The 22,171-nt window shown below is 33.8% G+C and carries 16 protein-coding genes; 7 read left to right on the forward strand and 9 right to left on the reverse strand.

Annotation, left to right across the window (positions count from 1 at the left end; genetic code table 11):
• Positions 1-14: 14 nt before the first annotated feature.
• The 9 genes from M0M57_RS04550 to M0M57_RS04590 form a co-directional block, all read right to left on the reverse strand.
• The gene (locus M0M57_RS04550) at positions 15-2,120 is read right to left on the reverse strand and encodes a capsule assembly Wzi family protein (protein ID WP_248435793.1); all 2,106 of its coding nucleotides are present in this window, start codon (positions 2,118-2,120) and stop codon (positions 15-17) included.
• 11 nt (positions 2,121-2,131) lie between these two features.
• Positions 2,132-2,875, reverse strand: a complete 744-nt coding sequence (deoC, locus tag M0M57_RS04555; RefSeq protein ID WP_248435795.1) for a deoxyribose-phosphate aldolase — start codon at positions 2,873-2,875, stop codon at positions 2,132-2,134.
• A gap of 55 nt (positions 2,876-2,930) precedes the next feature.
• Positions 2,931-3,707, reverse strand: coding sequence for an energy transducer TonB (locus M0M57_RS04560; protein ID WP_248435796.1), 777 nt, complete (start codon positions 3,705-3,707; stop codon positions 2,931-2,933).
• Between the two features lie 98 nt (positions 3,708-3,805).
• Entirely contained in the window at positions 3,806-4,528 is a 723-nt protein-coding gene (locus M0M57_RS04565) for an energy transducer TonB (protein ID WP_248435798.1), read from the reverse strand.
• A gap of 49 nt (positions 4,529-4,577) precedes the next feature.
• Entirely contained in the window at positions 4,578-4,952 is a 375-nt protein-coding gene (locus tag M0M57_RS04570; RefSeq protein ID WP_248435800.1) for a VanZ family protein, read from the reverse strand.
• Positions 4,945-5,325: a glycine cleavage system protein GcvH gene (gcvH, locus tag M0M57_RS04575; RefSeq protein ID WP_248435802.1), complete on the reverse strand. Its 381-nt coding sequence runs from the start codon at positions 5,323-5,325 to the stop codon at positions 4,945-4,947. Before gcvH ends, M0M57_RS04570 begins: the two co-directional genes overlap by 8 nt.
• Positions 5,326-5,396: 71 nt before the next feature.
• Entirely contained in the window at positions 5,397-12,632 is a 7,236-nt protein-coding gene (gene sov / locus M0M57_RS04580; RefSeq protein ID WP_248435803.1) for a T9SS outer membrane translocon Sov/SprA, read from the reverse strand.
• Positions 12,633-12,635: 3 nt separating this feature from the next.
• The gene (gene ruvA / locus M0M57_RS04585; RefSeq protein WP_248435805.1) at positions 12,636-13,217 is read right to left on the reverse strand and encodes a Holliday junction branch migration protein RuvA; all 582 of its coding nucleotides are present in this window, start codon (positions 13,215-13,217) and stop codon (positions 12,636-12,638) included.
• A 79-nt stretch (positions 13,218-13,296) separates the two neighbouring features.
• Positions 13,297-15,594 carry an NADP-dependent malic enzyme gene (locus tag M0M57_RS04590; protein ID WP_248435807.1) on the reverse strand — a complete coding sequence of 766 codons (2,298 nt, stop codon included), beginning with the start codon at positions 15,592-15,594 and terminating at the stop codon, positions 13,297-13,299.
• A gap of 201 nt (positions 15,595-15,795) precedes the next feature.
• Between M0M57_RS04590 and M0M57_RS04595 the strand changes: the two genes are divergently transcribed.
• The 7 genes from M0M57_RS04595 (at position 15,796) to M0M57_RS04625 (ending at position 22,166) form a co-directional block, all read left to right on the forward strand.
• Positions 15,796-16,887 carry a sensor histidine kinase gene (locus M0M57_RS04595; RefSeq protein WP_248435809.1) on the forward strand — a complete coding sequence of 364 codons (1,092 nt, stop codon included), beginning with the start codon at positions 15,796-15,798 and terminating at the stop codon, positions 16,885-16,887.
• Positions 16,888-16,892: 5 nt separating this feature from the next.
• Complete coding sequence (locus M0M57_RS04600) at positions 16,893-18,218, forward strand: sigma-54-dependent transcriptional regulator (protein WP_248435811.1); 1,326 nt, start codon at positions 16,893-16,895, stop codon at positions 18,216-18,218.
• A 375-nt stretch (positions 18,219-18,593) separates the two neighbouring features.
• On the forward strand, positions 18,594-19,874 hold the full coding sequence (locus M0M57_RS04605; RefSeq protein WP_248435813.1) for a Glu/Leu/Phe/Val family dehydrogenase: 1,281 nt from the start codon (positions 18,594-18,596) through the stop codon (positions 19,872-19,874).
• Between the two features lie 18 nt (positions 19,875-19,892).
• Entirely contained in the window at positions 19,893-20,285 is a 393-nt protein-coding gene (locus tag M0M57_RS04610; protein ID WP_248435815.1) for a GreA/GreB family elongation factor, read from the forward strand.
• Positions 20,286-20,292: 7 nt separating this feature from the next.
• Positions 20,293-20,709 (forward strand): hypothetical protein, encoded by a 417-nt coding sequence (locus tag M0M57_RS04615; RefSeq protein ID WP_248435816.1) that lies wholly within the window; start codon positions 20,293-20,295, stop codon positions 20,707-20,709.
• A gap of 295 nt (positions 20,710-21,004) precedes the next feature.
• Positions 21,005-21,574 (forward strand): Crp/Fnr family transcriptional regulator, encoded by a 570-nt coding sequence (locus M0M57_RS04620; RefSeq protein WP_248435818.1) that lies wholly within the window; start codon positions 21,005-21,007, stop codon positions 21,572-21,574.
• Positions 21,575-21,638: 64 nt separating this feature from the next.
• On the forward strand, positions 21,639-22,166 hold the full coding sequence (locus tag M0M57_RS04625) for a GlcG/HbpS family heme-binding protein (RefSeq protein ID WP_248435820.1): 528 nt from the start codon (positions 21,639-21,641) through the stop codon (positions 22,164-22,166).
• Positions 22,167-22,171 lie beyond the last annotated feature (5 nt).

Here is a 22,171-nt window from a genome sequence, read left to right on the forward strand (position 1 = left end):
AAATTGGTGTTAAATTAATAATCAAAATACCAATTAAACAAATCTGCTCTCAATCCAACAGAAAACCAAGTTGTATCTTGTTTAAAAGTGGTTAGCGTATTTTGCGTTGGATCAAAACTTCTGTAAATCAAATTGGCAAAAACTTTTAGGTTTGAAGCCGGATTTACTAAGTAACCCGCTTGCAAATCGGCAATCATAATTGTGGTTTTATTTCCTTGACCAATACTTACACCAGTATCAAAAGGTCTTTGATCGTCGTAATCTTTATAAATATTTCCTCCATAATTAAAAGAATTTTCGGCTGTATCAAAATCTAAACCACGAACACCGTAGGTTAATTTTGCATCACCAAACCATCTTCCTTTAAAATATCGGGCAATGGCAACTACTTCTTTGGCATTCCCACCCCATTGATGCCCTAAACTTTGGTTATTGTGACCATAGTTTGTGATGGGTGTGCTATGCGAATAAACATAAGGCCTGATGTGGTTATATTCCAATTGCAATAACAGATTTTCTACATTGAAAGCATTATAGTATTTTGCTCCAATTTGATAACCAAATTTATTTTTCCAACTTTGATTGGCATCCTTTACATCGGCTAATGAAAATTCATCAATTAAAAATTGACCATACAATCCAACTTGATTGCTCCATTTATATTTTGCGGTTAATCCCAAAAGAGCATTTCCTGTTTTGGAAGATGAATTAAATTCTACTGTTCTATAGAAAATTATTGGATTAACAAAGCTAAAATCGAAACCTCTGTCATTGGTATTTGTCCAAATTACAGATTCAAAAAAACCTATATTTAAACGTTTGGATGCATTCCAACTTAAATAATGATTGGCCATATATTTAGTTCCATAGGTCCCGTCGAGAGTGGCTTCCGGACGAATATCTTTTAACCACATATACGTATTAGTGTATTTTATTTTCCAAAAAGTGGTGTTGATTTTAAAATACGGATACGGACTGGCTCCATCACTTGTTAAAAGCGAACGATAACCATCACCAATAAAATTTCTTCCGTAACCCAATTGAAGATTGATAAAATCGCTTGGTGTATAAGTTAAATTTGCTTCGGATAACGGAAAATCATAGGCATCATCTTTGAATCTTTTGGCAATTCCTACTCCCGGAATGACAGCTGGATTTCCTCCGGAAGGAGCAATACTTTCGGCATATTGGTTGTAATAATCGGCAAATCTTCCTTGACTTTCATAAATGGAAGTTGTAAAATTTAATTGCTTGCCCAAACCACCTTGAATTTGAAGACCTCTGGTGTTTTGGTAGGTGTAACTTGCTTCGCTTGGGCTGCTTTTTCCAACTCTTAAATCTAAGATAGGATTCATTGTAAACCAATAATCTTTCCCTTGAATGGCGACTAAATTTTCGTTCCAAAATTTTCTTCCCCACCAACCGGTTTTATTTTTCATTAATTTTTGATTGGCTTCTTCCAAATTATAATATTTATTTACTTCGGAATATGTATATGGTTTGGAAGATGTGTGATTATTTGAACCCACTTGATTTAAAGCTGCATCAAATTGAGCATAATTACTGTGAGAAAATGGTATATTTAAATGACTTTGAAACTGAGGATTTGAAAATTTTTCATATTTGATATTATCATATTCATCCAATTCATTTTTATTGACTTTAAATTCGGAAGCACTTTTTTTAGCTGCTTCTTCTTTAGCCAATTTTGCCTGAACCGGATCTTGCAACGGAATACTGATGCGAATAGAATATCTTGAATACGTTGGATTTCCTGCATAAGTTGGCGGACCAATTGGTTCCATTTCATTAAAAACTCGTTTGATTTCTTCATTTAATTCAGGATAAGCAGCATCCGAATATTGCATGATGAATTTTCCTTCACTATTAACTTCAAACAAAACAATAAAATTTCCTTTAAAATTATTGTCTATCACATTTTGTGGAACTTTAAAATTTGTGAAAACTTTTTGCTGTACTTCATCATAAAAACAACTTTCCAACTCTTCGTTGAATTTATTTTCACACGATGGAAAAACCGGAAATTGTTCTACTTTTTTGCCTTGAGACCACAAAAACCCTGAAACAAAAAGCACTAAAAGAATACTATATTTTTTCATTTGAGACTTAATTAATAATTACCATCTGCCACCAATCCTGCTGCAATTGCTTTTGCTGAAGAAGTTCCTATTCTTTTTACGCCAAGATTAATCATTTCTATTGCTTCTTGATACGTTCGTACTCCACCCGCTGCTTTAACAGGCAACGGAGAACTGTTTTCTAACATCATTATGATGGTTGAAACTGTTGCTCCGTTAGGTTTGTTATCTTGTGTTTTATAAAAACCAGTAGACGATTTTACAAAAACTGACGAATAGCTGTCTTCTTTAAAATTGGCAATTACAACATTTTTTATCAATGCAGATAATTGCACAATTTGTTGGTCTGTTAAAGCGGCAACTTCAATAATCCATTTTACAGTTTTGTTGTGCGATAATCCGAGTTGTGTACATTTTAAAACTTCTTCCTTCACTAAACTTGATTGACCGACTTTAAACAATTCATAATTAACAACAAAGTCCAGATCATCTGCACCGTCTTCAATAGCTTTTTTTGCTTCTGAAAGTTTTTCTTCAATACTAACTGTTCCTTCATGAAAACCAATAACAGTTCCTATCAACACTTTTGATTTGGCTTCTGAAATCATTTTTTTTGCCAATGCAACCATATCCGGTCGAATCATAATAAGTTTAAAGCGTTCTTGAATGGCTTCGGAAATGAAACCTTGAACTACTTTTTTATTTTCTTCAAAAGACAATCCGGCTTGCTCAGCTGTTTTTAAATACGTTGAATCTAAATATTGTTTGATATCCATTGCGTAAAAATAAAAAATCCCACCGAAGTGGGATGCTTTTTAGCTATAAATATTTTTATTTACTTAAGCGAAATGTAATTGGGATTGTATAACGCACATTAACCGGCTCACCTTTTATCTTTCCGGGTTTTAAATTTGGCAATTTACTGATTACTCTTAAGGCTTCTTTTTCTAAATCTTTATCGTTGAATTTTGCCGCATTTGCAGGTTTTACACCACTAATTGAACCATTTGAATTAATAACAAACTCTACATAAACCGAACCTTGTTTGTTGTTTTCTCGTGCTGTTTCAGGATATTGTAAGTTCCTTTGCAAGTACTTTTTCATTTGTTCATTAAAGCAGACTTTTTGAGCATCTCCTTTTAAACCTGAACAAGCTGCAAAAGTTGGCAATTCGTCTAATTCATATCCTTCATAAGAACTTTTTTTCACTGTTGGAATGTCTGCTGTTAATGAAGTTGTTGGTGTTTCTGTTGGGATAAGATTCTCCAAAGGCGTATCATCAGGTGAAGCTGTTTCAACATTTTCAGGTTCAGGATTACTGTTGTCAATTGGCTTAAATGTATCAACAACCGGCTTATGAGGTGTTAATTTCGGCTTGGGCTCAACTTTTGCAATTTCCTTTTGAGGTTCTTTTTCAATAGTAAAATCATGAATATAATCCTTTTCTGAAAGATCAATCGGTTGTTTTCTTTCAAAAGCATCTAGGTCTGATGCCGGAGTTTCTAATTCAATAATAAAATAAACAGCAATTAAACTTGCCAAAAGCCCAAGTTGGAAGTAAATTTTTCCGTTGTGCTTTACATTTGGGTAGTCATCTAAATTTCTCATGGTTTCTATGGATTAGTTATAAAAAATAGAAACCAAAAGTTATGCCAAAAAAATAATCCGCTCAAATTGAGCGGATTATGGTATGTTTTATCTAAAAACTATTGATCTAATTTGAAAGTAATTGGAATACTCATCGTCATTCTAACTGGTTTTCCTCTTTGCTTTCCTGGAGTCATCTTCGGAAGTTTAGTCATAATTCTTTTTGCTTCCTTTTCCAAAGTTGGGTAAGGTGCTCTCATGTTTGCAATTGACACACTACCATCTTTTTCTATTACGAAACTCACGAATACTTTTCCTTGGTGACCTGCATCTATTGCTGCATCCGGATAGGTAAAATTTTTCTTAATGTGAGCCTGAATTTTTTCTTGAAAACAGTCTTTTCTTTTGTCTTTAGCTACGCTTTCACAACCTGGAAACAAAGGAACGTCTTCGATAATTGCAAAAGGAACGTCAACCTCTGGTTCTTCCACTTCTGCAACAACCACTCTTTCTGCTTTAACAACCTCTTCTTTTTGGTTTGTTTCAGTAGATTGAATTTCAACTTCTTTGATCTCCTTTTTATCTTCTACAATTTTAATAACCTCTGGAGCTGGTGGCGGTGGCGGTGGCGGTGGCGGTGGTGTATTCAATTGCATTGTAACCGGCACATCTTCGTCTAAGAAACTGTTATCCACTTTCTTTTCAAGACCAGATAAGTCTTTTTCATATGTTTTTAATTCTATTGCTAAATAAGAAAGTATAGCAATAGCAGCTAATCCAAGCTGAAAATAGAGCGAACTATTTCGCTTAGGGTCAACATTTGAGTTCTTTTTTGGTTCCATAATTCGTTAATTGAGTTGCTAATATAGCTATTTGTCAAAAAAATTAAAATTATTTTATAAAATTTAACCTTTTTCTATTTAGGTAAACAACAATTGTTGCTACAAAACTTCCAAAGGAATTGAATAAAGCATCTGCTAATTCGGGTCTTCTGTTTTCGGTTAAAACACCTTGTAATACTTCAATAATTATGCCATAAAAAACAGCAATAACGAAAGAGATAATAATTGAACGTTTTAGTCCAAACTTATTTACCAAAGTTAAAATAAGTAATAAAGTTAAAACAAAATAGAATATAAAATGAACGTATTTATCTCCATTTTCAGGAGAAACTTTCGGCAAACCATTCAAACTTACCAAGCTTAATGTTGTGATAAATACTATCCAAAAAAACAAGGCAAGAATAAGAAAGTTTTTTTTATGCACCAATCAAATCTTTATAAGCTTCACTGGTTAATAAATCAGCAAAATCGTTTGGATTAGAAACTCTAATTTTTATCATCCACCCATCTCCATACGGATCTGTGTTCACACTTTCCGGTTTGGTTTCAAGGTCTTCATTAAACTCTATAATTTCACCAGCTAAAGGTAAAAATAAATCGGAAACGGTTTTTACTGCTTCTACAGTTCCAAAAACTTCGTCTTTATCCAATGTTTGATCAAGGGTTTCTACTTCTACATAAACAATATCGCCTAATTCTTTTTGGGCAAAATCGGTAATTCCTACAGTAGCAACGTCTCCCTCTAAACTAACCCATTCGTGGTCTTTTGTGTACTTTAAATTTGATGGTATATTCATTATTGTAAATTGTTTCTACAAATGTAATTTTTATACGATTATTTTAAACTATTTTTTGATTAATTTTTCTGTTAATTTCCAAAATTATATCGTAGAGTAAATCCTGCTCTAATGTTGGTTAACGGGAAAGCCGTAGAAATTACTGCTTTAGAAAAAGTGTGATCGTAATAGAAAATTGCTGTAAGATTTTTACTAAACGCATAATCTGCAGTTAATTTAGCAGACCAGATATTTTGACCTCCAGATAATTGATTGTTATCATAATCTAAATAACGTACAATTGTTTTATTATCTCTAAATGAGAAATCTGTTCTAATATTGATATCACTTTTAATCACACCTTGTGGATTATCTGCTAAAGCAGAGGTAAAAGTGACATCTTTAAATCGAAAACCAAGTCCAACCACATATTCTAATCCTTGAATTTCGGTAAGCAAATTATTATCGAAACTCATAGATAATGCTCTATCTTTTTTCATTTCGGCTAAAAACTTAAATGAGTTTTGCATTTCAAAATCTACTCGAATCAATGGATTAAATTGCTCAACAAGGTTTACATTTTGAATCAGCGTTTTATTATAGAAATTACCTCCTTGATCTAACTGATTAGGATTTTGTTCAAATTCAAAATTAGAACGGAAAGAGTTAATTGTATAAGCCGCTTTGTAACTATGTTGTAATGAAAAACGCTTAAATCTATCTTTAAAGAATTTATAACGCATTAATCCACTATATTTTACTGTCCAGTTTGGAAGAGGAAAATCTCTAAATGCACCTAGAGAAACTCCGCCCGATTCTTTTCCTGAATAAGCTGCTAAGAATGATGGAATTAAAACGGCTTGGCTATTTCTTCCAAATCCTACCGGATAACCAAAATTAGGATTAGACGGATCAGTTACTCTTGGAATATCACCTATATAATATTGTGCTGCCAAACGATTAGCAATTTCTATACGATTATCTCTGAAATCTTGAAAAGCAGCGGAATTGAACTCATCACTTTTACTAAAAGAAGTTTTAATTAAAACAGTTGAAATTGAAAAATTTCCTGTTGTATATGGTGATCTTGAATTATAAATACCGCTTTCAACATCATATTGTTCGGTATAATTTTCCATATAATTTCTATCGGCCGTTAAGTCGATGGTAAAATCAGGGAATAAATCAACTTTTGCTGTACCGTTTAATTGTTTTGTAACAACTTGCGTATAATTTTGGTTAAATTCTGGATAAATGGTAAGCCATCCTCTACGTGCAGCTTCGTAACGCACATCGTCTTGAAGTCCGAACACGAATCCGGTAGTTGGTTTTGATGTTCCGAAAAAGCCTAATGATTGTGTATAACCAGGCAAAACTGTTCCTTCGTTTTGAGTATAATTTATTTGAATGTTTTTTACACTTGTTACAACACCAATCAATCCATCCATAAACACACTACCTTCCGATTGTTGTGGCTGTCTGGTACTCACAATTTTTTCACCCGGTTTCGGTGCAGCAGGTTTTGGTTGCGTTGCCGGCTTTTTTGGTCCTTTTGTTAAACCGATATATTTGTAAAACATATCCATGTTCATGGTTGCATTTAATCGATGAGAGCCAGAATTTTGAATAGTATTTCCTAAATCATACACAAATCCGTCTTCTGTTTCAAATGTTGATAATGCATCGGAAGAACGCATCCAGCTGTAAGTACCCGTATAAGAATAATTGGATTTTAAGAAAGTTAAAAACGGTAATTTATTCAAAGGAATTTCATAATTCAACACAAATTGTTGGTTGTGTTGATCGGGTGTACCAATATTCCAATAATCATCAAAAATTCTATTTTCTTCTTCCGGAAATCCTTGTTCGTCAAAATAATTTCGAACAATATTACTTCTGCTAACAGTATAATTTAATTTCAATGATTTTGTTAAATTGAAATTGAAACCGTATTGATAGTTGAATAAATAATTTCTTCTATACAAAGCAGATAGAGGAATTCCTTCTACTTCAACTTGTCTGAATTGCTGACGGTTGAACTGTCTGATTACATTTGTACTAAAGTTTATATTTGATGGTAAATAATTAAAATTGAAGTCGCTCAATAATTTCCAATACTGCGATTTCTTCAAAAACTTATTGCTTTTTAAAGGCTCTATCGGTTTGTTTTGGAATGTGTGGGCATAATCTACAGATGTTCTGGTTTGTTGATCGATAAAATCTTCAATTTCATAATTGTGTTTTTCTACCTCATTAAACGAATGAGAAAGCGTGAAATTTTCAACATCATACACACGGGCTTTTTGTTCGGCTCCGCGTTCTTTTCTTACACCGATAAAGTTTATGCTTTTTCGTTTGGTATAATCGACCGCTCTTTTTTCAATATTTTCTCTTTCTGCAGCATCCGGTGTTATGTCAATTAGTTGTTCGAGTCTGATATCTTGATTAAAAGGATCATACTCTGGCGTAATGGTTTGTTCGCCAATAGCATAATTAAACGGTAAATTAATTCCCCATTTTTTTGGAAGCAGCTGACCAACATTGATATTGGTTACAATGTCATATTGTTGCATGTCTTCTCGACTTCTTTCATTTACGCCTTGTTCTAAAGCTCCAAAACCAATAGTACTCATTCTACCGGTTGCAGAAACTGTAGCAAAATCGGCGGCATTGGCATCTACATTCAAAATAGCGGCATATCCACCTTTATTTTTTAATCCGGCTACACGTAATTCATTGAACCAAACTTCACCTCGAATACTTTCTAATTCAACCTGACCCGTTTTGGTATTTCGCAATCCAATCATCAACGTTCTTACTAATCCAAAGTTTGGATTTCCTTTTATCCCTAAACGAAGTTTATTGGGTTTGGATGCTGTTGAAGGATCCAATTGATCCTCATCTTGAAAATAAATTTCATCCGGATTAGGGTTGGCTCCATTGATTGCTAAAATTTTAAGCTGAGTAAGCAATGCTAAATTTAAGTCGATTTCATTAGCTTCCGGCCAAACTTCTTCTGGAACGGTTGCTCCATGAGGCGTAACTTTCAGCGGAATTTCAACTTGGTAGAAGTTTTGCGTAAAGTCATTTCCAAAACGGATAAAAGCAACCATTTCATCGTCTTGCAATCTATTTGCATCAACATTATTTTCTATTGCTTCGGCATGAATAAACATTTTTAGTTTTTCAAACTGACGCATGTCTACCTCTAAATTTTTAAATACAGCCCTTGAATCTTCTGGTTCCAAACCTCCAGGAAGACTAGTATTTTTTTGGGCAACACGAAGAGAAAGCGATTGTTCGTTCTGATTAATAACGGTATTGTTATTGAACAATTGCTCACGATTAACTCCAGGAGGCATTATATATCGAACTGGTGTTCTGTTGCTATTTTCTTGAATATTGACAGATTGAACATCAAAAGCTGTATTATCATCTTCATCTTCTGCTACAGTTTCATTTGGATCTAATGTACCTAAGAATCTTCTCCATTCGCCACGTACTAATTCTAAAACACCAAAACGCACTGTCATTTCTTCTGTAAATCCGGTCATAAACATTCTCATGAATCGAATGGAACGAAAATCTGAGATACTTCCAATTCTATTTTGAAATTGAGATACAGGTATTTTAAATTGAAGCCATCTTGCCTCAGGTAAACCAGGCCCACTGCTGCTTGGTGGAATTGCTGCAACAGGAACAATGTCTGTTATATAATTTTGACCAACTACCATGTTGGGAGCTACTTCAATTTTATATTCAAAATACGCATTAATCGTATTCATCGTATTATCTCTATTGATATCTTCTGTATCCGGTAAGGTTGAATTTCCTCTATTATTATCTGAAACATTTACAGGAGAATTTCTTTCTAAACCATTATAGTTTTTATAGCGTTCGATCACATTTCCGGTTGCATCTAAATAGAATTGATAGTTGTCTGCCGCCGGATCTGTAAAACCTTGAAAAACAGCAGGCAATCCGTCTAATTGAGCTTCTTCTTCATCATTAACACCATCTAGACCAACATCTTGAAGAGCTCTATTTCCATCTTCTGTATCAAATGCATAAATAAGCGATTGAGAAGCAGGAACTTTACCCCAAAATGTAGGTATGGTTGGCTGAGTTGAGCCTACTCCCGGCAAACCATTTTCATATTGCTTTCTTCCGTCTTTTAAAACATCTTCTGAAATTTCTCCTAAGTTCAAATAAATTTCTCCCGTATTTGCCGGATTAAATTCGTCTGTTCCATGATAAGGATCCATCATCCAAAACTGAATATACTCCACATTTCCTTGTTCAAAATTAGTAGAATTTATGGCTCGCATAATCCCTCCAAAATTTGTTTCCGGATTTGGCAATGTGTTGTCTGATGTTGTTAAAGGATTGTAATTGTATGGTCCTCGCTCTGTAGGGAAATAGGTTAAATCTAAAGTATTGATAACAGTTTGTTGTCCTTGAGCGATGTCTGTTACAGGAAAAATTTCGTTTATAAAGATTCTTCTTGTTCTGTTTAAAGCCATTTCTTCATCAGAAATACTATTTGGCCTTTGACTTGTATAGAAAATTGGATCTACAGTGTACCATGCTAATTTTGCTCTTTTAAAACCTGTATCTCTTCCCGTTAATGTTTCACCAAAATTATAGGTACTTTCATTATTATGAAGCGGCACACTAGACAAGCTCCAAGCTAATGCAGATTTCATATCAATTGTTGATTGAGAACCTTCAAAATCATCTACATATAATGTTGATTCACCATCAAAATTATCTGCTTTTGGTGTACCTGGTTTTAAGAAAGCGACTTCACCACGAACAGAAATGTTAGAGGGAACATCTGTATCTATATTTGGTAATTTATTTACTAATCTAGTTAAAAAAGGAACTTCTGTTGAATAATTTCCATTAAATCCAAAAATAGAATTGTTTACAGACTCTTGACCAAACGAAGATTTTTGTGTAAATGGTCGTTCTGTCATTCTTAAATAGGTTGCACCAATTTGGAATTTATCTGAAAATTTATGATCCACATTCACTCCCATAAAACGTCTTGTTTGCTGACCAAAAACGGAGTTGTTTTCTACCGAAATGTTGATTGGTGTTCCAGATGCTTGAAGTGAAGGGTCTAAAATTCTAACTCTTCCTAATTGATAGTTTACGGTATAATCAATTCCTTCTGCCAATGTTCGTCCGCCAGCCGTTACAACCACCGATCCTCTTGGTACGTTAAATGCTCCGATTGGAATTCCGTCTCCTCCAGAAGATTTATAACGTCCGCGAAGTAAGAATTTGTTTTTCTCACTATCCTGAAGTGCGGCCGCCTGCGTGCTGCGATACATACTGCGGTAAACATATTTATTTTGATTGGCATTATATCCCGTAATTGTATTGTTATAATCTTCACCAGGACTTGATTTCAATTTTTCAAATAAGTGTTTACCAAAAGGTTCAACGGTGGTGAAAATCAATCGTCCGTTTTGACTATCAACAGTTAAACCGGGTATAAAGTCATAAAACCCATCTCCACCTTGTTGCGGATCATTTGTATAATTTAATCGGTCAACGTTAAAAACTCTTAATAGTGGCGTTTCCGAAACTTCATCTTCAGGCGAAGGCAACGGATTGGTTAATGTAATGTAATTTAAAGGTGATGGGTCCGAATATAAAATGTTAAATCTAAAATCTTCTTGTTCAAGTTGAAATGCACCCGGTATTTGATAGATGTTTTTCATCATCAAATTCCAAATTGGCTTATCAACATTTGTTAAATTACTTTTTAACATTTTTAAAACCAAACATTGAGTTACAGGAATATTTGTTCCCGGATCTACAACTGTTGATTCTACACCATCATTTCCAAACTCTCCTACTTGATAGACATCATCTCCGATTGTATATTGATAGGCTACTGCAATAACTTCGTCGTTTGCTAATTTTTGCTGAAGCGAAATATACCCTAATTGTGGATGATAAGTAAATTCATTGGGCGTTAATTTTCTGGCATTTTCTAGTTTTGAATAATCTAATCCTTCAACAGCATTATAGTTGAACCCCTCATTTGAAGTTACTATTTCTCTAATTTGTGGACGCAACAAACCACTACCACTTTGAATCAAAGCTGGATCAAAGTCATTATTAGAGTTTTTGGAAGGTGTGTTAGCCATCACATTAAAGAAACCTGGAGGAATTGGATCTATCCCTACAACTTCGGCATCGGTTAATCCGGGCAATTGAGCTTCTCCTAAATCTTGAAGAGCAATAATATTTCTTAAATTATTTCCTTCTTGCGAAGTATTAACTCTGTTTTGACGATTCGTAATCCAAACTTCGATACGTGTAATTTGAACACGGCTATCAATCATTGGATATTGTCTTAAAGAACCGTCATATCTGTTTCTAAAATATTGAGAAAGGAAAAAGTGTCTGTCTGCATCATATTCCAAAGCAAACATTTGAAAGTCTTGCACTGTTCCTCCTCCTTCTGCGGTTACGGAGCGTGTTTGTGATTTTTGTTCGGAGAAAACACCGGTAATTGTTGTTCGCCCAAATTGCAACTGTGCTTTCACTCCAAATAAACTCTGTGCACCACGAATTAAAGTATTGTTTAGCGGCATACTAACGTTACCTACTTCTAACTTTTGCAGAATAGCATCTTCCTCGGGAGCATATTCTAACTTAATTAAGTTTTGAAATGCAAATGTTGATTGCGTGTCATAATTGGCATTTACATTTAATCTTGTTCCAACTTTTCCGGTTAAACTCATGTTTATCCGTTGATCAAAATCAAAAGTAGTAGTTGTTCTGTTTCGTGGAGAAAAGGAAGGATTATCTTGTTTGGTATAACGAACTCCCAAATCTATTTCAACTGATCCACGTGGCTGAACATCAATGGTATTACTTCCAAAAATAGTTTCAAAAAAACCGGAGTTTACATAATAACGCGGCAGTAAATCTTTTTTAGCATCTTCTGAGCCTTCTTTTTTACCATCGATAGCGTCTAATTTTTGCTTAAAATAATTTCGCATCGACTCGCGAAGCACCAATTCTTCATATTCTTTTGGCGTTAAAATAACTGGATAATTAATATTGAATTCGCCCAACTTACTATTGTAAATATAACGATCAGTAACCGGATCATAGGTATAAGCCGAGACAATACTTGGTGGATTGTTCAATTCTACTTTTCCAACATTATAACCAACAGAATCTGTGGGAGTTTCTAAATCATCATCTTCTTGCGAAAATGCGGTGAAACTTAAAAGTAAAATGAGCCAAAAAAAGCATGCTTTAATTGACACAACAAAATTATAATTATACGTAGTTTTCAAGAACTATAAATTTTTTAATGCTTGTTTAATGATTGATTCGATAGTTGCGTCGGGGCTTTCTCTCACAATTTTTTCTACTGCTTTTTCTGCTAATTTTTTGTTAAAACCTAAAACTTCCAAAGCAGATAACGCTTCATCTTTATTTGTATTGTTTGACGACATAGAAACTTCGTCTAAATCATACACTTTTAACACTTTTTCTTTCAAGTCCAAAATTACTCGTTGTGCGGTTTTTGCTCCAATTCCTTTGATAGATTGAATAGAAACCACATCTCCCGTAGCAATGGCGTGCAAAATCTGTTTAGGTTCCATCGAAGATAGCATTGTTCTGGCAATGCTTGCTCCGATTCCTGAAACAGAAAGCAACAATTTAAATATCTCACGTTCAGACTTTTCCACAAAACCAAATAAGGTATGGGCATCCTCTTTAATTTGAAGATGGGTAAACAACTTGATATTTTCTGAATTTGGAATTAATGAAAACGTGTGCAAAGAAATATGTAGATGGTAGCCCACACCGTTGCAGTCGATGACCACATCAGTTGGCGATTTTTCTACCAAACGACCTTGTATATGAGCTATCATGGATGAAATAAGTAATTTTCAAATGTAACAAAAAACTTTAATTACCAATCAATAAAACGATTAATAACTAAAAAATAAGTTAAAAACTTACTTTGAGCGATTTGTAACGCTTTTCTTTTTCTTGAGCATCAACCACAGCAACTGCTGCCATATTGACCATTTCTTCTACGCTAGCTCCTAATTGAAAAATATGTACAGGCTTGTCTAACCCTAACATTATTGGTCCAATTGAATCTACTTTATACAACTCTTTTAACATTTTATAATTGATATTTGCCGCTTCCAAATTAGGATAAATCAATGTGTTGACTTTTTTTCCTGCTAATTTTGAAAATGGAAATTTATCTTTTAACATTTCAGGATTTAAAGCAAAATCAGCTTGAATTTCGCCATCAACAATTAAATCCGGATAATATTTATGAAGATAAGCAACTGCTTGACGAACTTTCACAGCACTTTCGTTGCTTGAAGAGCCAAAATTTGAATAGGAAACCATGGCAATAACCGGTTGCATTCCAAACATTTTAACTGTTTTGGCTGTCATTAAGGCAATTTTTGCTAAATCATCTGCACTCGGATCAACATTGATAGCCGTATCGGAGAAAAAAATCGGCCCTCGGTTGGTCATCATCATATTGGTAGTGGCAATTCGGCTAACACCAGGAGCTTTATCAATTAGTTCCATAATTGGCTTTACCACGGTTGGATAACTTCTGGAATATCCGGTTACCAAAGCATCTGCTTCACCTTCGTTGACCATCATCGCGGCAAAATAATTGCGTTCTCTCATCCACTTTTGAGCATCCAATAACGAAATTCCTCTGCGTTTTCTGCTTTCCCAAAAAGTGGTGGCATATTGCATTCGCTTATCATCACATTCTTTTGTTTTTGGATCTAAAATTGGCACATCAACATCAAAACCAATTTCTTCTTTTAATTCTAAAATAATTTCTTTATTTCCTAAAAGGATGGGTTTTCCGATGCCTTCTTCCATGACAATTTGAGCCGCTTTCAACACATCTAAATGATCTGCTTCGGCAAACACAATTCGTTTTGGGTCGGTTTTCGCACGGTTGGCTAAAAGTCGAACCATTTTGTTATCAGAACCTAATCTTTCAGCTAATTCTTCTTCGTATTTATCCCAATCTAAAATAGGATTCAAAGCTACTCCAGAATCCATAGCTGCCTTGGCAACAGCAGGTGCAACAATGGTAATTAATCGTGGATCGAATGGTTTTGGAATAATATAATCGCGACCAAAATTCAACTTTGTTTCGCCATACGCAATGTTTACTTGTTCAGGAACAGGCATTTTAGCCAACACGGCTAATGCTTTAACAGCAGCCATTTTCATTGCTTCGTTAATTTTGGTTGCTCTTACATCCAACGCTCCTCTAAAAATATAGGGAAAACCAAGCACGTTGTTCACTTGGTTAGGATGGTCTGAACGGCCCGTTGCCATAATAATGTCTTTTCTGGTATTGATGGCTACGTTATAATCTACTTCCGGAATTGGATTTGCCATAGCAAAAACAATTGGATCATTTGCCATAGATAATAGCATTTCTGGTGTCAAAATATTTCCTGCAGAAAGTCCTAAAAACATATCGGCTCCAACTAAAGCTTCATGTAAAGTTCCGCCAATTTTGCCGTTTGCATATTTGGTTTGCAATTCTGATAAATCTTCACGGTTTTTATACAAAATTCCTTTGCTATCAAACATTACAATATTTTCAACCTTTACACCTAATAGAAGATAAAGGTTTACGCATGCTAGTGCTGCCGAACCTGCTCCTGAAACTACTAACTTAATGTCTTCTGCCTTTTTTCCGGCTAAATCAAGAGCATTTAAAAGTGCTGCTGAAGAAATAATAGCGGTTCCGTGTTGATCATCGTGCATCACCGGAATGTTTAATTCTTCCACCAAACGGCGTTCGATTTCAAAAGATTCGGGAGCTTTGATGTCTTCTAAATTTATTCCTCCAAAAGTAGGTGCAATATTTTTTACGGTTTCAATGAAAGCATCAATGTCTTTTGTGTCAACTTCTATATCAAACACATCAATATCGGCAAAGATTTTAAAGAGTAACGCTTTTCCTTCCATCACAGGTTTTGAGGCCTCTGGACCAATGTCTCCTAAACCTAAAACCGCAGTTCCATTAGAAATTACGGCTACTAAATTCCCTTTAGCGGTGTATTTATAAACGTTATTTACATCTTTGGCTATTTCCAAACAAGGTTCGGCTACACCTGGTGAATAGGCCAACGACAAATCACGTTGAGTGGCATATTTTTTGGTTGGCACGACCTGTATCTTTCCGGGATTTGGTTTGGCGTGGTATAAAAGGGCTTCTCTACGTTTTGAATCTTTGTGCATGAATTTGGTTCTTCTATGATTGACTCACAAAGGTAAGAGAGTTGAAGATAATAAAAAAAATAAATTTCACTTCCACCTAAATCAAACTTATCAAATGAGAAAACAATTTTTAATTTCAATAAAAAGCGAACCAATCTAATTTTTAAATACCTTTGAAACGGGTAAATTTTACCCGATTATTAATATAAGAATCATACTAAGATGAATCAATTCTCAACAGAAGAAAAATTAACCGAACGAATTAAAGAACTAAGTTGTCTTTATGAAGTGACAAATATTCTTAATCAACAGGAATTGACTAACGAGGAAGTATTTGTTGCAATTGCATCGAGACTAAAGGAAGCTTGGCGTTTTTCTGAAAAGGCAATTGTAGAAATTTCTTTTAAAGATTTGTGCTTTTTTACAAATGAAAAGATTGAAAACACAATTTTTGTAAAAGATAATTTACTCATTGATGAAAGTATTGTTGGTGAAATAAAAATTCATTATCCGGCAGATGATTTTACTGAAAACGATTTTTTGGAAGATGAAAAAAAATTATTAAAAAAAGTATGTTACGAAGTTGGTTTCTACCTAGAAAAAAAGGAAAATCAACTTAAAGAAGCTCATCTAAAAAGGAGTGCAGAAAGGGTTGATAGACTATCAATTTTAGGAGAAATTACCGCTGGAATTGCTCATGAATTGAATACTCCACTGGGAAATATTTTAGGCTTTGCTGAATTAATTAAACAACAAAATAATAATCCTCAAATTGATCGCGATATTGCAAAAATTATTAATGCCGCCATTTATTCCCGTGAAATAGTAAAAAATTTAATGTTTTTTTCATGCGAAATGCCTCAAAATAAAAGTGTTTTTGCTGTCAAACCAATTATTATGCAGGCATTAACATTGCTTGGCCCGAATTTTAAAAAAGGTGAAATTAATTATAAAGTTAGTTTTGCAGATGATGATATTAAGGCACAAATTGACAACATTCAACTTACTCAAGTTTTGTTTAATATACTTTTGAATGCCATCTATGTTTCGCCTCCAAAAAGTGAAATTCACGTGAATGTTTTTTCAACTGAAAGTCATTTTGTTATAGAAATTAAAGACAACGGAAAAGGGATTGATGATGAAATTAAACATAAAATTTTTGAACCGTTTTTCACCACAAAACCACTTGGTGAAGGAACCGGATTAGGATTAAGCGTAGTACATGGAATCATTAAAAGTCACCAAGGAACGATTGAAGCATTGGACAACAAACCTAAAGGAACGATTTTCAGCATTAAATTACCTCTAAAATAATTATCATGAAACTTAAAAAAGAAAATATTTTAATTGTAGATGATAATTATGATATGTTGGAACTGCTTCAACGCCATTTGAAATCATTTAATTTTCATGCCTACAAAGCTTCTTCTGTTAATGAGGCGATTGAGGTTTTAAAATCAACTTCCATCGATTTACTAATTACCGATTTGCAGATGCCTGAAATTAATGGGATTGAATTAATCAAATATGCTTCGGAACATTTTCCTTCTATTCCAAAATTGGTGATTACAGGTTTTCCATCTGTTGATACAGCCATAACTGCTGTAAAATCGGGAGCTTTAGATTATTTAATCAAACCCTTTACCAGTGAAGAATTAAAAAAAGCTATTCAAATTTGTTTGAAGAATTCTGTTCAAAATTCGAATCAATCTATCGATAAAAAAGTTTTAAAAGAAACATTTTATGCCGGAATTGTAGGTGATTCTGAAGAACATTATAAATTGATTGATGTAATTGAACGTGTAAAAGACAATCGCGTAACTGTTTTAATCGAAGGAGAAAGTGGAACCGGAAAAGAACTTATTGCAAGAGCGATTCACTACAATGGCCGGTTCGCTTCACAGCCATTTATTACCGTTAATTGTGGTGGAATACCTGAAACTTTACTTGAATCGGAATTATTTGGTTATGTAAAAGGAGCTTTTACCGGTGCAAATGAAACGAAAAAAGGTTTGTTTCATGCGGCCGCAGGCGGAACTATTTTTTTGGATGAAATTGGAAACGCTTCATTAACCGTTCAAAGCAGATTATTGAGGGTTTTGCAAGAAAAAGAAATCACGATGGTTGGTTCGCAAACAGCAGAAAAAATTGAAATTAGAATAATTTCTGCGACCAATAGCAATCTGCAAAATATGATTAAAAACGGAACTTTCAGAGAAGATTTATATTATCGCTTGAATGTTGTGAGTATTGAATCGACACCTTTACGAAATCGAAAGTCGGATTTATTACCATTAATCAATACGTTCATTAAAAAATATGAAAAAGAGTATGGAAAATCTAACATTACCATTACTCCAAAAGCGATTGAAATTTTAACTCGTCACGATTGGCCGGGAAACGTTCGGGAATTAGAAAATATTATGCAACGATTAATTGTGATGTGTGACTACGAAATTGATATTGACTTAATTCCGAAACAATTGAAATACAAACAACCATCGGAAAGTTCACCATTAAAACCACTTCACGAGATTGAAAAAGCATACATTTTAAAAGTGCTATCAGCTGTAAACAATAATAAAACAAAAGCGGCAGAAATTCTTCAAATTGACCGCAAAACGCTTCGTCAAAAACTTCTCTAAAATCGGGGAGAAATGAACCGGTCGAGCGTTTATTCCTCAGTTAAAAATTTTTCTATTTTACGACCTCTATTTACATTTTATTCATTATCAACGCTTTATAGTTAATGAATTTCTTTTGGCACACACCTTGCTTTGGAGTAGATCGAAACAAGTTTACAATTATTATGGAAATCTTAAATAACCCCTCTTTTGAAAAAGGGAAGGAAATGCTATGGGAAAAAATGAACTTTGAGAACAAAATTAAAGTTTCATCTCATTTAAAAAACAATAAAATGGTGTTTGGCATCTGTAGCAATTGTTTGAACAACAACAATTGTGTTTGGATGGAAAACAAAAAAATAGAATGTGAAGAATATAGTTAAAAACAAACAGAAAATGGAAATTTTAAAAGAACAAAAACAGAAAACAATGTTGGATAATGTAATTGAGCAGTTTGATAAAACCGCCGATTCAATGAATTTAAATCCAAATATTCGAAAAATTTTATCAATTACAAACAATGAAATTATTATTCATTTTCCTGTAAAAATGGATGATGGTTCCATTGAAATTTTCACCGGATACCGTGTGCAACATAACAACGCATTGGGGCCATATAAAGGTGGATTGCGTTATCATCCTACTGTGGATGTTGATGATGCCAAAGCGTTAGCGATGTGGATGACTTGGAAAACCTCGTTAGCCGGATTGCCTTATGGTGGTGCAAAAGGAGGAATTCAAATTGATCCGAGAAATTATTCTTTAAGTGAATTAGAGCGAATCACTCGTCGATTTACGTTTGCTTTAGGCGAAAATATCGGGCCGGAGTACGACATTCCTGCACCGGATGTGAATACAAATGAACAAACTATGGCTTGGATTGCCGATACATTTATGTCGACAAAATCACCATCGGAAAGATCAAACAATAAACATGTAGTTACCGGAAAACCAGTAGGTTCAGGCGGATTAGAAGGACGTGATAGAGCAACCGGATTTGGTGTTTATATCACGTTGCGATTACTTTTTGAAGGACGAAAAGAAACCTTGAAAGGCAAAAAATTCATCGTGCAAGGTTTTGGAAATGTAGGTTATTGGGCTTCGAAATTCTTAACTGATGATGGTGCTATTTTAATCGCTGTTCAAGATGCTCATGCCACTTTGATTAATGAAAATGGAATTTCAGTTGCCAATTTATACGAACATTGCAAACCAAGAAAAGGTTCGGTAAAAGGTTTTGAAGGAGCAACAGAAATGGAACCGGAAGACTTTTTCGGTTTAGAATGTGATTTCATTATTCCGGCGGCGTTAGGTAATCAAATTACTGAAAAAAATGCAGGGAAAATTAAGTCGAAAGTAATTGCCGAAGGAGCAAACGGACCAACGAATAATGAAGGAGAACGAATTTTATTGGCAAATGGTGTAACAATTATTCCGGATATTCTTTGTAATTCGGGAGGTGTAATTGGAAGTTATTTTGAATGGCTTCAAAACAGAAATGGTGAACTTTGGCCATTGGACGAAGTGATGGTAAAAATTGAAAAGAAACTGACCGAAGTTTTCAAAAAAGTTGAAAATTTAGTTCACGAAGATCAAATTGACCATCGAACTGCGGCTTATATTCTAGCCATCAAACGAATTGAAACAGCCTACATTCAAAGAGGTATTTTCCCATAAATAATAATCAAAAAAATCATGAAGTACGAAAAAGTAGTAGTTGACAAAAAAGAACTCGATGTTTTAAAAAATCTTTTTTCAACTATTCATAATGAAAAAGACAAAACATACCGATTATCATTTGAAAAATTGATGGAAGAAATTAAAAAGGCTAAAGTTGTAGATTCAATTAAAATGCCTTCGGACGTAATTAGATTAAATTCTGTAGTTACGATAAAAACAGATTTTGGTGGAGAGAAAAAATTTCAATTAGTCATCCCGTCAAAAAGTGATTTATCTCAAAACAAATTATCGGTTATGGCTCCAATGGGACTTGCTCTTTTTGGCTATGCGGAAAATGATGAAGTAGAATGGGAGTTCCCGTCGGGATTAAACACTATTAAAATAATAAAAGTAGAACAACCACTATAATTGGGATATGAATTTATTGAAGAAATTTTACAGTCAAGATACCATTCAACATCAATTTCTTGATCGTGACATCAAACTTTGGCGAGAAGAATTGGAAGGAATTGAGGAAGAAATTATTTTTTTGAAAAACTTCTTTGAAACAGCAAAAAACACAGCTATTAAAGAATTAATTTCAGACAAGTTAACGCTTAAACTCAATGTAAAACAATTGGAAAATGAAGTTTTTTTATCACGTTTAAACAATTTTTCCATCAAATTAGAAGGGATGAATGAATGCGACGATATTCAATGCGAAACGTTCTATTTTAATGATTTTGTGGATTTCAAAATACAAATTGAATCCTTTTTGTCCCAATACAGAAAGCTCAAAAAAACTCTTTTTTTAAAGATAAACAGTTATAACAAAAGCGAAAATAGTTTTTAGTTTCTTATTTTTTTCAACAAAAATGCAATTGGAATACTTTCTTGCTTTTCATCTGTTATGCGTAGAACGTTTTCGTTTGTTACAATTGCTTTTTCAACACCGGTTTTTGCCGGTGTTTTTTTTTTGTTTAAGCTTTTGTTTTACCATAATACAATGGCTAAGATTTGATTCTATTTATAATCCATTTTGAAATTTAGGACGATTTATTAGCTATATTTACATCAGTTTAAATCTGAAAAACTTTTTGAATTTAACATCATCTAGTAATAGTTGTTGTTTTTTGATAAATTTAATAATGTATTCCACCTTAAAACTATTTTTAAACAAAAAAGCTGAATTTGATACAGAATCGCTTGAATTCATTTGTTTTCATTTTAAACCTTTGAAAACTAAGCGAAATGAAATTTTAATCAGTTATAACGACATTGCAAAAAACTATTATTTTATCAACAAGGGTTGTATAAGGCTTTTTACAACAACTAATGCAGGACAAGAAATTTCGAGGTATTTTGCCTACGAAGGTAATTTTGTTACAGCATTGCCTAGTTTTATTGATCAGCATCCTACTGAGGAGTTTTTACAAACCATTGAAAAATCTGAATTACTTTCGATTACAAGAACTGATTTTTATAAATTAGTAAATAAATTTCCTCAATTTGCAAAAATCTATACCGAAATACTTGAACTGGGCTTCATCGTAGCACAAAAAAGAATCTACGGATTTCAAGGTTTTGATGCCAAAGAAAAAGTGCAGTGGGTCATAAAAAATCAACCGCAATTACTAGTAAGAGTTTCAAATAAAATGGCCGCCTCCTATTTAGGAATATCCCCTTCAACATTAAGTAGAATTAAATCAAAGCTTTAAAAACGTTGACTTAGGACAACAGTTGTGCTTTTTCTGTATAGTAACTTTACAGAAAAAATACACTATGAAATATTCAATCTATTTGTTTGTTTTTATAACTTCTTTCGGTTATAGTCAAAAGAAAGTACCGGAGCAGTTGAAACCAATTCAGGAAAATAAGTATTTAAGTACTGTTGATTTGTTGACTCAAGATGCTGCTTTTGAATTGATGAAACGTGCTAATCAAGAAGCCCAACGCCTCTCAAAAAATGTTTCTATTGCTATCTTAGATCATTCAGGAACTTTAGTTTTACTGGTAAAAGGAGATGGTGTTGGCCCTCACAATACCGAAGCTGCCAGACGAAAAGCCTATACCGCTTTATCAACTAAAACTTCAACCTTAATGCTATTAAGAAATGCAGAAAGCAATAATGATACTAAAAATTTAAATACACTTCCGGAGTTATTGTTGTTAAGTGGTGGAGTTCCATTATGGCATAATGGAATAGTCATCGGAAGTATTGGTGTTGCCGGCGGAGGCAGTCCTGAAAATGATGATGCTATTGCAAAATCGGCTTCGATTCCTGAATTTGGTATTCAACCTTCAAATTAATTTTA

The organism is Flavobacterium azooxidireducens, from assembly GCF_023195775.1.
In the GTDB taxonomy this organism is placed as follows: Bacteria; Bacteroidota; Bacteroidia; order Flavobacteriales; family Flavobacteriaceae; genus Flavobacterium; species Flavobacterium azooxidireducens.